An 11,708-nucleotide genomic window follows, 5' to 3' on the forward strand; every position below is an offset into this window, starting at 1 on the left:
GAGAGGGGGCGGGGTTTGGGATTGGGTTGGAGCGGTTGGCTTTGGCGTTGCAGGGGTGAGCTTTTTGGCTGGTGGTGCTGGGGGATTTGGTGCGGGAGCTGGTTCGTTGCTCTGGCAAGGGCGTTTTTTGAGGTGAGGGAGCTGGCTGTGGCGAGGGCGCTGGCTATGGTGAAGGAGCTTGTTGTGGCGAGGGAGCTTGCTCCCGCTGGGGCGCGCAGCGGCCCTAAAACCTGCGCCTCGGGTTTATGGGTGTACATATCCATTGCTGCGGGTGTGGCTGCTATGGGTTCCGCTCTTACATTTGGAACAGCCCCAAAGTAACCAAAGGGCTCTTGCCCCACCACTCGGTGCCTCGCTTCGGCTCGGCATGCCCGAACGAAGGCAGTGATCCGTGGGCCGCCGCGATGGGCCATCCCTGGCCCAGCGCGGCTAACCCGGCGTCCTGCCGGGTTGCCCACGGCTCACTGCCTGCGTTCGGCCAGCGTGGTTTAACGGGGCGCTCAGATCAAAATCAAAAGCAAGGCGGCCCTCCGGCCGGCCTGGTTTTCGGTGTGTCCGGGCCCCTGTTGCCGCTGACCAGGAGTGCGGTGCCCGCCTCGGTTTGGCGTAGGAGGATGCGGTGGGATTTGGCCCAGGCGTAGGGGAGTTGGGGCATGTGGGCTCCGCTGGATTTAGTCGGGGGCAGATCCGTTATTGGGGGGTGGGCGGGTATGGGTTCCGCCCTTACGGCGGGTCACTTTGGAAAAGCCCCAAAGTAACCAAAGGGCTCTTGCCCCACCACTCGGTGCCTCGCTTCGGCTCGGCATGCCCTCACTCCGGCATTGATCCGTGGGCCGCCGCGATGGGCCATCCCTGGCCCAGCGCGGCTAACCCGGCGTCCTGCCGGGTTGCCCACGGCTCACTGCCTGCGCTCGGCCAGCGTGGTTTAACGAGGCGCTTAGATCAAAATCAAAAGCAAAATCAAGAGCGGGACGGCGGCCTTGCGGCCGGCCTGGAGCGGGACCTGAGCGTTCCCGATATACGGCCAGCGAGCGGCTGCAGCGGGCCCTGCGGGCCCGAACTTCAATCTCGGTTACGGCGACGCACAAACTTGCGCCACAGCCAGACCCAGATCAGCGCCAGGGGGAAGGCCAGGATCACGAACGGCAGTGCGTGGCTGATTTTTTCCACGGCGCTGGCGGTGCCGTCTGCCAGGTTGCCGAGGATGTTGCTGAAGGCCTGGCGCAGGTTGGACATGCCTTCGCTGCTGTCGGTGGGTTCGAAGTTCAGGGTCAGGCGGTTGGTGTCCAGGCGTCGTTGTTGGCCGGCGGCGGCCTGGGCCAGGGCTTGCAGGTCGTTTTCGATGGCGGCCTGTTCCTTGCTCAGGGCAATCAGGTCGCTGACGGTGATATCGCGGCGCGCGGCCAGTTCGTCGAGGCGTTTTTGTTGTGCCTTGAGGCGTTCCTGCTGGCGTTGGACGTCGGCGACGGCGTCGGCCAGGTCTTCGGCGGTGGTGACCCGTTCGGCCAGTTGCGCGCCCTGGGAGGCGAGCTTGACGAGGGGCTCCACCCCGTCGGGGACGATGCGCACAATCACTTGGGAGCGGTACTTGCCGTTTTCGATGCGCAGCACGTTGCAGGCGCCGAACTGGGCGTTTTCGCAGGCTTCACGGGTGGCAGTGAGGCGTGCCGACACCAGGTCGGCGGGCAGCGACAGGGTCAGTTGGTGTTCGTAGGCGAGCAGGGCGCCGGCCTTGCCTCGGGCGCCGGCGAGTTCGGCTGAGGAGGAGTCGCCACCGCCGGAGCAGGCGCTCAGGGTCAGGCTGCTCAGCAGGACGAGGGCGAGGCGGCGCAGGGGGGTGGATGTGCCATCCGGGTGGTGCATGGTCGTTCCTTGAGATCGTGGGTCGTGACGTTTTTTCTGGCGCGCATCTTACCGCCGATCGGCCGCTTGGGAAGGGCTTTTGTCTGGCTTATCGGGTTTGATTTGCCAGCCTGATACAGCTGGGCAGTGGGGCCTGGGTGCACTACATATCAGGCTCCTCTTGTTAAAGGATTTCGCCCATGGACGCCCCGGACATTCCCCACGGTTACAGCCCGCTGTCGCGCAGCAGCCCGTTGCTGGAGTTGATCGGCCCGGTCTATAGCCGCGGCACTGGCCTGCAACTGGAGATCGGCCTGCGCGCCGATCAGCGCCACGCCAACGGACGCGGCACGGTGCACGGCGGCATCATCGCCACCCTGGCGGACATCGGCATGGGCTACGCCATGGCATTCTCCAGCGACCCGCCGTTGCCGCTGATCACCGCCAGCATGACCCTCGATTACCTCGGCGCGGTGCGGGTCGGGGAGTGGATCGACGTCCGTTTGGAACACTCCAAGCGCGGCCGGCAAATGGCGTTCGCCACCGTCAGCCTGCACGTCGGCGATCGCCCCGTCGCCCGCGCCAACGCGGTGTTCGCCGTACCTCTGTAGCCGCTGCCGCTAGGCTCGGGCAGCGGCTACAGGTTCAAGGCTGGGTTTCGCTGATTTTTTTCCAGTCGATGTCGAAGCGGGCCAGGTATTTGCGCAGGCGGTCGGCGTCGTTGGGGGTGGCTTTGGCTTGGCGGGACACGCCGAACAGCTGGCGGCCGGCGGCGGACAGGCTGCCGGCCTGGCGGCAGACGTCGATCACGGCCTTGAGTTGCAGGCGGTCGAACAGGTCCAGTTGCGCCGCGTCCGCCAGCAGCGGCGCCAGGTCGTCGTCTTCCTGGGTCAGGCCCCAGGCATAGCGCAGGCGCTGGATTTCCTCCGCGACCTGGGCTTCGTCGATGCGCCCGCTGTCGGCCAGGGTTGCCATGCGCGTGATCGACGCCGACAGCTCGCGAAAGTTGCCCAGCCAGGCCGCTTCCCCGGAGCTGGCAAAGGCCAGGTAGCGGCGCCGCGCCTCCAGGTTGAAGCGCACCAGGCGCCCTTGTTCGCGGGCATGGCGTTCCAGCTCGAAATCGATGTTCGGCTCGATGTCTTCACGGCGCCCGGCCAGCCCTGGCAGGTCGAAGGTCCAGAGGTTGATCCGCGCATACAGGTCTTCGCGAAACAGGCCCTCGGCCACTCGTCCGCGCAAGTCGCGGTGGGTGCCGGCGATCACCAGGAAGTCGCTCGCCACTTCCTGGTCCGAGCCCATGGGGAAGAAGCGTTTTTCCTCGATGGCCTTGAGCAGCATCGCCTGTTCGTCGGCCCCCAGTTCGCCGATTTCGTCCAGGAACAGCATGCCGCCATCCGCCGCCCGCAACAGGCCGTCACGGGCGTTTTGCGCCCCGGTAAAGGCGCCCTTGATATGCCCGAACAGGGTCGACATGGCGCCGTCGCCGCGCAGGGTGGCGCAGTTGACCTCGACAAAGCGTCCCTCGACCTGATGCCGGCTGCGCTTGAGCTCGTAGATGCGGCGTGCCAGGAACGACTTGCCGGCGCCGGTCGGGCCAATCAACAGCATCGGCGCCCTGGAGCGCACCGCGACCCGTTCGATCTGCTCGATGGAGCGGTTGAACGCGCTGTTGCGCGTGGCGATCCCGGACTTGAGAAACGCCAGGCCCTCCAGGCGCTTGTGGGCAAAACGCGAGGCGATGCGGTCGTAGCGCGACAGGTCCAGGTCAATCAGGGCATAGGTGCCGGTGGCCTGCTCGTCGAGGTTGCGCCGGCGGGACGGGGAGGTCTGGATCAGCCGCGCCGGCAGGTAGCGCGCCTCGGTCAGCAGGAACCAGCAGATCTGCGCCACGTGGGTCCCGGTGGTGATGTGCACCAGGTAGTCCTCGTGTTCGGTGTCGAACGGGTAGTCGGTGGTGAAGTCGTGCAGCGCGCCGTAGACCTCTTCGAAGTCCCAGGGGTTGCGCAGCTGCATGGGGTGCAGGCGCACCTCGGTCAGCGGCGAGACCTGGCGGATGTCCTCGCGCACCCGTTCGGCCAGGCCGAGGTCGCGGGCTTCGGTGCCGTGGATCAGGTCCAGGCGATCCAGCAGCAGGTCGTCCTGCTGGCACAGGCCGACGCTGGGCCGCCAATGGCTCCAGCGATTGGCGCCCTTGCCGACGCGATCGAGGTTGGAGCCGATAAAGCCGATGGCGACCGTGCGCTTGGCGGGCATGTTTATATTCTTGGATAAAAGGCGATATGCAAGGATAAATAAATCCAGGGTGCGGCGCTTGCCTAAAATGCTCTTTAAATTCTTTTGTAAAAATAAAACTATATAAATCAGTGGTTTAAAAATAAATTCAGCCAGAAAAACAAACCTGGCACGTGCTCTGCAATATCTCTTGCAACGAACGAGACAACAGAGCGAGACGCCACGATGGCCAACTTCAAGCTGTTCAACCGCCAACCGGTCACCCTGCCAGCCTGCGACACCTTGAACGCGGCCCAGGCCCCGGCCTACGCCTACAGTGCCAAGCACAAACTGGCGCAACTGGCAGTGACCGGTTGCCTGAACCAGACCTTTTACGCCTCGGCCGAAAGCCAACTGGCCGACGTGCTGCAACTGGTGGCCGAACTCGACAGCCGCTACGTGGCCAAGGCCGCGCTGTATGCCCGGCGCAAAGGGCACATGAAGGACATGCCGGCGCTGATGCTCTCGGCCCTGACCGCACAACGTTCGGCGCTGGTGCCGGAGCTGTTCGAGCAGGTGGTGGACAACGGCAAGATGCTGCGCAACTTCGTGCAGATCCTGCGCAGCGGGGCCACCGGGCGTAAATCCCTGGGCTCGCAACCCAAGCGCCTGGTGCAGAACTGGTTGAACAGCGCCAGCGAATACCAACTGTTGCAAGCCTCGGTGGGCAACCAGCCGTCGCTGGCGGATGTGGTGAAGATGGTTCACCCCAAACCCAAGGAAGCCTGGCGTGCAGCGTTTTTCGCCTGGCTGATCGGCAAGCCGGTGGACGTTGCGGCGCTGCCGGAGCTGACCCGTTCGCTGTTGATGTTTCGCAGCGGGGCCAGCACACAGATACCGCAGGTGCCGTTTCAGTTGCTGAGCAACCTGACCCTGAGCCCGGAACAATGGGTGGCCCAGGCGCGGAACATGGGCTGGCAGGCGCTGCGCATGAACCTCAACACCCTGGCGCGCAACGGTGCGTTCCAGGTGGCCGGTTGCGCCGAGTATGTGGCGGCGCGCCTGGCGGATGCCGAGGCGGTGGCCAAGGCCCGGGTCTACCCGTACCAGTTGCTGGCGGCCTACCGCATGGCCGGCGACGATGTGCCGCTGGTGGTGCGCGAGGCGTTGCAGGATGCCCTGGAGCTGTCGCTGGCCAACGTGCCGGCGCTGCAAGGTGCAGTGGTGGTGTGCCCGGATGTCTCGGGTTCGATGCACAGCCCGGTCACCGGTTACCGTCCGGGAGCCAGCACGGCGGTGCGCTGCATCGATGTCGCGGCGCTGGTGGCGGCAGCGGTGCTGCGCAAGCAGCCGGCGGCGCGGGTGATGCCGTTTGAAGTGCAGGTGGTGGATATCTCGCTCAACCCTCGCGACAGCGTGATGAGCAATGCACAGAAACTGGCGGCCATCGGCGGTGGCGGGACCAACTGCTCGGCGCCCCTGGCCCGGCTGGCCGATACCAAGGCCAAGGTCGATACCCTGATCCTGGTCTCGGACAACGAGTCATGGATCGACGCTCGGCGCCGTGGTGCCAGCGCGACGATGCAGCAATGGGCGCGGATCAAGAAGATCAACCCGCAAGCGCGGCTGGTGTGCATCGATATGCAACCCGGCGCCACCACCCAGGCAACGGACCGCGAGGATATCCTCAACGTCGGCGGCTTCAGTGATGCGGTGTTCGATGTGATCGCCCAGTTCACCGCCGGCCACTACGGTGCGGGGCACTGGGTCGAAGCGATCGAAGCGATGCCGCTCTGATCGCGGCAACAACAGTCGTCCGCCGCTGACCCGGCGGGCGCAACAGAAATTGATTTTCGGCGTGTGTGAATGCCGGCGGGACTACATTGACGGCGTCTCGCCAAACCCTTGTCACACGCACTGAAGGCACGAATGCCCGTGGCTGTACATCATGGTTACGCCGGTTCGATTCCGGCTACTCAGTCACACCTTTTGTCGTGCCACCTATTTGCGGTTTTATGCGACGAATGCTTGTGGAACTACATCCCCGGTTCGTGATGCGGGTTCGACTCCCGCCGGTGGTTGAAAGACCGCTGTAGTTCAAGGGGCAGAACACCAACCACTATTTCCACGCCCCCTAGTCGTCGCACCTTTTGACCCGCCTCGGCGGGAGGCAGCGAATGCCACAGGTACTACATTGTGTCGCGGGTTCGAGCCCCGCCCCGGAAACGGGTAGCTCAGTCGGTAGAGCAAATGTGCCTGTTCCCTTGTCGCTGCCAGCAGGCCCAGGCTTGCAGGTTTTATCGATTGACCCGGCGAATGCCGGTGGAACTACAGAACAGCGTGGTAACGGGTTCGACTCCCGTGCGCCTCACGGCGCTAGCTCAACGGTAGAGCGTGCTGCAATGTTTCACCTGACCCTTGTCGCCGTGGATGCGGGCTTCGGCTTGCAGTGGTTTGCCTGACTGATTGAACCAGGCGTCTGAACATTTTGTGCCGGATCGCCGGCCTACGGAAAAGAGTCGAGAACATGGAACACACAACCTATCAATTGCTGGAAGTGGCCAACGGTAAGCCGATCAAGATGTGGACCCAGGGCGTGCCTGTGGAAAGCGAAGCCAAGCAGCAATTGATGAACACCGCGCAGATGCCGTTCATCTTCAAGCACCTGGCGGTGATGCCCGATGTGCACCTGGGTAAGGGGTCGACCATTGGTAGCGTGATCCCGACCCAGGGCGCGATCATCCCGGCGGCGGTCGGGGTCGATATCGGTTGCGGAATGATTGCCGCGCGCACCTCGCTGACCGCCGCCGACCTGCCGGATAACCTGCTGGGTCTGCGTAGCGCCATCGAGCAGGCCGTGCCCCATGGCCGGACCTCGCCCCGCAGCGGACGGGATAAAGGCGCCTGGGGAGAGATTCCGCAGCAGGCCGACCAGGCCTGGGCGGCGCTCGATCCACGGTTCAAGGCCATCACCGACAAGTACCCGGCGCTGGCCAACAGCAACAACCGCAAGCACCTGGGAACCCTGGGCGGTGGTAACCACTTCATCGAGGTGTGCCTGGATGAAGCGAACCGGGTCTGGTTTATGCTGCACAGCGGTTCCCGTGGGGTAGGGAACGCCATCGGTAACCTGTTTATCCACCTGGCCCAGGCCGATATGCGCCAACATATCGCCAACCTGCCGGACCGTGACCTGGCGTACTTCGAGGAAGGCAGCCAGCACTTCGAGGACTATGTCGAGGCTGTGGGTTGGGCTCAGGATTTTGCCCGGCAAAACCGCGAGCTGATGATGCTGGCGGTGATCAAGGCGACGCGCCAGGTGATCAGCAAACCGTTCGAAGTGGCGCTGGAAGCGGTCAACTGCCACCACAACTACGTGCAGAAAGAGCGGCACTTTGGTGAAGAGGTGCTGGTGACCCGCAAGGGCGCGGTGTCGGCGAAGAAGGGCGAACTGGGGATCATTCCAGGGTCCATGGGGGCCAAGAGTTTCATTGTGCGTGGCCTGGGTAACGAGGAAGCCTTTTGCTCCTGCAGCCACGGTGCCGGCCGAACCATGAGCCGGACCCGGGCCAAGAACACCTTCACCCTCGAGGACCAGATCCGCGCCACGGCCCATGTGGAATGCCGCAAGGACGCCGATGTGATTGATGAAATACCGATGGCCTACAAGGACATCGATCAAGTCATGCACGCCCAGCGCGAGCTGGTGGAAGTGCTGCACACCTTGCGTCAGGTGGTGTGCGTCAAGGGATAAGAACATGGATTGCATCACCCAACTCAAGCAGCTGCGCAGCCAGTCATGGCAGCAGCGGCCCTATGAAGCCGATCAGCTCGATGAGCTGATCGCCGCCCTGCAAGGCCCGGACGATCACCAGGGCTGGAGTGCCCTGAGTCAGTTTCGCTGGGGTTATGTGCGGGAAGTGGCGGTCCGCGCCCTGGGCCAGCGGCCCTCGGCTCAGGCCCTGGCGGCGTTGCTGCTGCGCCTCAATGACTGGGTGCCGCAGGTTCGGCAACTGGCTGCGGCGGCGGTCGAGCCCTACCTGCGCCAAGAGTACGTCGGCCTGCTGTTGCAGGCGCTGGGGCCGTTGATCGCCCTCGGTGACAAACAGCGGGTGGATCACCTGGCGACCCTGACGGCGGCGCGTGCCGTGCTTAAGGCGCCCGAGGTGCGGGCCGAGGTCGAAGCGGCGTGCGTCAGCCTGCAGGGCAAGCCGGCGCGCTTTTTGTTCGCCTTGCTGCACGAGGCCACGGCGCAACCGGAGGCGCTGATCCGCCGGGCCCTGGTCCACCGCGACATGATGGTGCGCCAATTGGCGGTGGAGGCCTGCGCTGCATTGCCCCTGGAGCAGGCCGTGCCGTTGCTGGAGTTTGCCCTGCACACCCGGGGCGCCAGTGTCCGGGTCAAGGCCCTGCGCCGATTGCTCGGTTTGGTGCAGGCGCCGCAGGCGTACCTGCAACGCGCCCTGCTGGATGATTCGGCGGCCATGCGTTGCCTGGCCCGTTGGGCGGCGCCGCAATGGCAGGTGGAGGCGCGCCAGGTGTTGCTGGAACGGCTGGCCCGGCCAGCGCCGGCTTCGCGCCGTGAATGGCTGGGGTTGGTGGGCCTGGCCCGGGAGTTGAATGAGCCGGCGGCCGACCCGCTGCTGTGCCAGGCCCTGCAATCGCCCTTGGCGTCGGTGCGTCTGCAAGCCCTGGAGGCTTTGGGCGAGCGCGGCCTGGAGCAGCAACTGGCGGCCTTGGACGATGAGTCGGACAAGGTCTTCACGCGGGCAGTGGAGCTGCTGCGCGAACAACCCTGGCGGCGCCTCGACGAGTCGCTGCGCCAGCGCCTGGATGCGGGCTGGCAAGGCTTGCCGGCACAACGCCGGGCGGCCCTGATGACGCTGTGGCCCCGGGGTTATCAGTTGCAGTACCTGCTGCAGCGTCAGGCCCGGGCCGGCGCGGATCGTGCCTATTGGTTGACCTGTGTCCAGGGCTGGTGCCGGGGCCGTGTCACCCTGGCCGACGCGCATACGCCCAAGGCGCTGCGCGAGGCGTTGCTGCAACAACTGCAGACAATGGAAGAGGCCGCTGAACTGAGCCCTGGCACGGTCAGCCGCCTGCGTTAGAAAAGGATTGAGCGTGATCAGACAGACAACCCTGCTGCAGAGCATCGAGCAGGCCCATTGCGCCTCGCTGCGAAATCGCATGGACGCCGCCGGTTGCGTCTTCGAGTTCGTGCTGCTGGCACCCGAGGCCGAGGCTCAGGTGGACGAGGCCCTGCATCGCCAGGCCTTGCAGCAGTTGCATGAACACTTGATGCACGGCCAGCTGGAGTGGCACCGGGCCTTGATCCAGAACCCGGAATACGCTCAGCGTCCGCCGCCCAGCATGACCTGGGACTCGTATCGGGCCCAGGCCACGCCCCTGACGGCGGAGCAGGTGCAGCGTTTGTTGCGGGTCGAGGAGCCGCCCCAGGAACCGCTGGAGCTCTACCACGGCTTTCGCCGGCCCCCCTATGGCACCCGGTTCAAGGGTGGGGAAGAGGAGGCCCGGGCACTGTTTCACGAGTGGTGCAACCTGCTGGGCCTGGAAGCCGCAGAAGGGGTGCAGGTGATCAATTGGGTCGACGGCTTTGTCCTCGACTGGCAGGACGGCGACGACAACCCGCCCTGGAGCGACTATTTCGCCAGCGGCCTGGAGTGGTGGGGAATCTGGTGCATGACGGTGTGGAACCCTCGGCGCCGGACCCTCAGTGCCCTGGTCGCCAGCGCAACTGATTAAAGGAAGAGCAACATGGATTTCGAACAACGCCACCCCCTCGACGCCGCGATGCGCGAGCGGGTGCTGCAAGAGCTGGAACGCATCGAGCGCGAGCGTAACGTCAAGGTGCTGTACGCCTGTGAATCGGGCAGCCGCGCCTGGGGTTTTGCCTCCACCGACAGCGACTATGACGTGCGTTTTGTGTACGTGGAAAAGCCCGAGTGGTTTATCCAGGTCGACACCCCGCGGGACGTGATCGAACGCCCGCTGGACGACGAACTGGACGTCAGCGGCTGGGAACTGCGCAAGACCCTCGGGCTGTTGCGCAAGTCCAACCCGACCCTGCTCGAGTGGCTCGACTCGCCCCTGGTGTACCGCAGCGAAAGCGCCGCGACCCTGCGCCTGCGGGAGCTGGCCGAAGCCTTCTACAGCCCGCCGGCGGCCCGCAGCCATTACCTGTCGATGGCCAGGAAGAATTTTCGCGGTTACCTGCAAGGCGACAGCGTGCGCCTGAAAAAGTACTTCTACGTGCTGCGGCCGTTGCTCGCCGTGCGCTGGATCGACCAGGGCCGTGGCCGGCCGCCGATGACCTTCGACGACCTGCTGGGCACCGTCGACGATCCGGCGCTGCTGGCGGAAGTGGCCGAGCTGCTGGTGCTCAAGCGCAACGCCGATGAGGCCGCCTACGGCCCGCGACGCCCGGCCCTGCATCGGTTTATCGAAACGGAATTGGCACGTGCGGTGCCCAAGCTGGCCCGCACCCAAGCAGACAACAGCGTGCTGGATGCCTACCTGAGACAGATGGTTGGCCACTACGCCTGAGGAAGGGTGATGAAACAGGATGTGCTTGAAATAGACGGCGCCATCGGCGGCGGGCAGGTATTGCGCAGCGCCTTGAGCTTGTCGATGGTGACCGGCCGTGGGCTGCGGATTAAGAATATTCGCGCCAGGCGCAGCAAGCCGGGGCTGTTGCGTCAACACCTGACTTCGGTGCTGGCGGCGGCCGAGGTGTGCCAGGCCCGGGTCGAAGGGGCCGAGCTGGGTTCGCAGCAGTTGACGTTCGAACCCGGGGCGATTCGCGGTGGCGACTACCGCTTCGCCATCGGCAGCGCCGGCAGTTGCACCCTGGTGTTGCAGACCTTGCTGCCGGCCTTGCTCCATGCGTCGCAACCGAGCCGGGTGACCATCAGCGGCGGCACCCACAACCCGATGGCGCCCCCCAGCGATACCCTGGAACGGGCCTGGCTGCCGCTGCTGCGGCGCATGGGCGCGCAGGTCGAGCTGCAACTGCTGCGGCACGGTTTTGTGCCCGCGGGCGGTGGCGAACTGACCCTGTTCGTGCAGCCTTCGTCGTTGCAGCCTTTGCACCTGCCCCAGCGTGGAAAACTGCTTGAACAACGCGCCACGGCCTTGATTGCCGGCGTGCCGTGGCGCGTGGCCGAGCGCGAGCTGGATCGAGTCGCCAAGCGCCTGGGGTTTGCTGCCGAGCAGTTGCAGGTGAGCCAGATCGACCAGGAACAGGGCCCGGGCAACGTGCTGTTGCTGGAGTTCGCCTTTGAGCACCTGACCGAAGTCTTCAGTGGCTTTGGCCAGACCAGCGTGCGTGCCGAGACCGTGGCGGACCGGGTCGTCGACCAGGCTCGCGAATGGCTGCACAGCGAAGCGGCCGTGGCCGAGCACCTGGCCGACCAGTTGCTGCTGCCGATGGCCCTGGCCGGGGGCGGCAGCTTTACCACGCCACGCATGAGCGATCATCTGCGCAGCAATATTGCAGTGATCGAGCGCTTTTTGCCGGTGCGCATCGAATGCCGGCAGCAGGCCGAAAACCTGTTGCAGGTGGCGTGCCGGCCCAGCGCCTGATTGCGTCGCCTGCGTCGTGGGCGGCCAGTGGCAATCGGCGCTTGAAGCGCCAG

The 11,708-nt window shown here is 65.0% G+C and carries 9 protein-coding genes; 7 read left to right on the forward strand and 2 right to left on the reverse strand.

Annotated features, from left to right (window positions below; all coding sequences use genetic code 11):
- Positions 1-1,062: 1,062 nt before the first annotated feature.
- Positions 1,063-1,863: a DUF4349 domain-containing protein gene (locus CF161_RS29015; protein WP_020300198.1), complete on the reverse strand. Its 801-nt coding sequence runs from the start codon at positions 1,861-1,863 to the stop codon at positions 1,063-1,065.
- A gap of 179 nt (positions 1,864-2,042) precedes the next feature.
- On the opposite strand from CF161_RS29015, the gene CF161_RS29020 reads away from it, so the two are divergent.
- Complete coding sequence (locus CF161_RS29020; RefSeq protein ID WP_020300199.1) at positions 2,043-2,453, forward strand: PaaI family thioesterase; 411 nt, start codon at positions 2,043-2,045, stop codon at positions 2,451-2,453.
- 34 nt (positions 2,454-2,487) lie between these two features.
- Here the strand turns inward: CF161_RS29020 and rtcR are convergent, their stop codons facing one another.
- Positions 2,488-4,095: an RNA repair transcriptional activator RtcR gene (gene rtcR, locus CF161_RS29025; RefSeq protein ID WP_020300200.1), complete on the reverse strand. Its 1,608-nt coding sequence runs from the start codon at positions 4,093-4,095 to the stop codon at positions 2,488-2,490.
- A 204-nt stretch (positions 4,096-4,299) separates the two neighbouring features.
- On the opposite strand from rtcR, the gene CF161_RS29030 reads away from it, so the two are divergent.
- The 6 genes from CF161_RS29030 to rtcA all read left to right on the forward strand — a co-directional run bounded on the left by CF161_RS29030 (position 4,300) and on the right by rtcA (position 11,655).
- On the forward strand, positions 4,300-5,850 hold the full coding sequence (locus CF161_RS29030) for a TROVE domain-containing protein (protein ID WP_020300201.1): 1,551 nt from the start codon (positions 4,300-4,302) through the stop codon (positions 5,848-5,850).
- Between the two features lie 730 nt (positions 5,851-6,580).
- Positions 6,581-7,807, forward strand: a complete 1,227-nt coding sequence (locus tag CF161_RS29035) for an RtcB family protein (protein WP_020300202.1) — start codon at positions 6,581-6,583, stop codon at positions 7,805-7,807.
- Between the two features lie 4 nt (positions 7,808-7,811).
- Positions 7,812-9,161 (forward strand): hypothetical protein, encoded by a 1,350-nt coding sequence (locus CF161_RS29040; RefSeq protein ID WP_020300203.1) that lies wholly within the window; start codon positions 7,812-7,814, stop codon positions 9,159-9,161.
- A 13-nt stretch (positions 9,162-9,174) separates the two neighbouring features.
- On the forward strand, positions 9,175-9,816 hold the full coding sequence (locus CF161_RS29045) for a hypothetical protein (protein WP_020300204.1): 642 nt from the start codon (positions 9,175-9,177) through the stop codon (positions 9,814-9,816).
- Positions 9,817-9,828: 12 nt separating this feature from the next.
- Positions 9,829-10,617 (forward strand): nucleotidyltransferase domain-containing protein, encoded by a 789-nt coding sequence (locus CF161_RS29050; protein WP_020300205.1) that lies wholly within the window; start codon positions 9,829-9,831, stop codon positions 10,615-10,617.
- 9 nt (positions 10,618-10,626) lie between these two features.
- Positions 10,627-11,655 carry an RNA 3'-terminal phosphate cyclase gene (gene rtcA / locus CF161_RS29055; RefSeq protein ID WP_020300206.1) on the forward strand — a complete coding sequence of 343 codons (1,029 nt, stop codon included), beginning with the start codon at positions 10,627-10,629 and terminating at the stop codon, positions 11,653-11,655.
- The last annotated feature ends 53 nt before the right edge of the window (positions 11,656-11,708 follow it).

The sequence above is a fragment of the Pseudomonas sp. CF161 genome (genome assembly GCF_000416215.1).
In the GTDB taxonomy this organism is placed as follows: Bacteria; Pseudomonadota; Gammaproteobacteria; order Pseudomonadales; family Pseudomonadaceae; genus Aquipseudomonas.

Bases quoted from the DNA above. Each gene is read 5' to 3' on its own strand.
- CF161_RS29015 (WP_020300198.1), bottom strand. From the start codon at position 1,863: ATGCACCACCCGGATGGCACATCCACCCCCCTGCGCCGCCTCGCCCTC.
- CF161_RS29020 (WP_020300199.1), top strand. From the start codon at position 2,043: ATGGACGCCCCGGACATTCCCCACGGTTACAGCCCGCTGTCGCGCAGC.
- rtcR (WP_020300200.1), bottom strand. From the start codon at position 4,095: ATGCCCGCCAAGCGCACGGTCGCCATCGGCTTTATCGGCTCCAACCTC.
- CF161_RS29030 (WP_020300201.1), top strand. From the start codon at position 4,300: ATGGCCAACTTCAAGCTGTTCAACCGCCAACCGGTCACCCTGCCAGCC.
- CF161_RS29035 (WP_020300202.1), top strand. From the start codon at position 6,581: ATGGAACACACAACCTATCAATTGCTGGAAGTGGCCAACGGTAAGCCG.
- CF161_RS29040 (WP_020300203.1), top strand. From the start codon at position 7,812: ATGGATTGCATCACCCAACTCAAGCAGCTGCGCAGCCAGTCATGGCAG.
- CF161_RS29050 (WP_020300205.1), top strand. From the start codon at position 9,829: ATGGATTTCGAACAACGCCACCCCCTCGACGCCGCGATGCGCGAGCGG.
- rtcA (WP_020300206.1), top strand. From the start codon at position 10,627: ATGAAACAGGATGTGCTTGAAATAGACGGCGCCATCGGCGGCGGGCAG.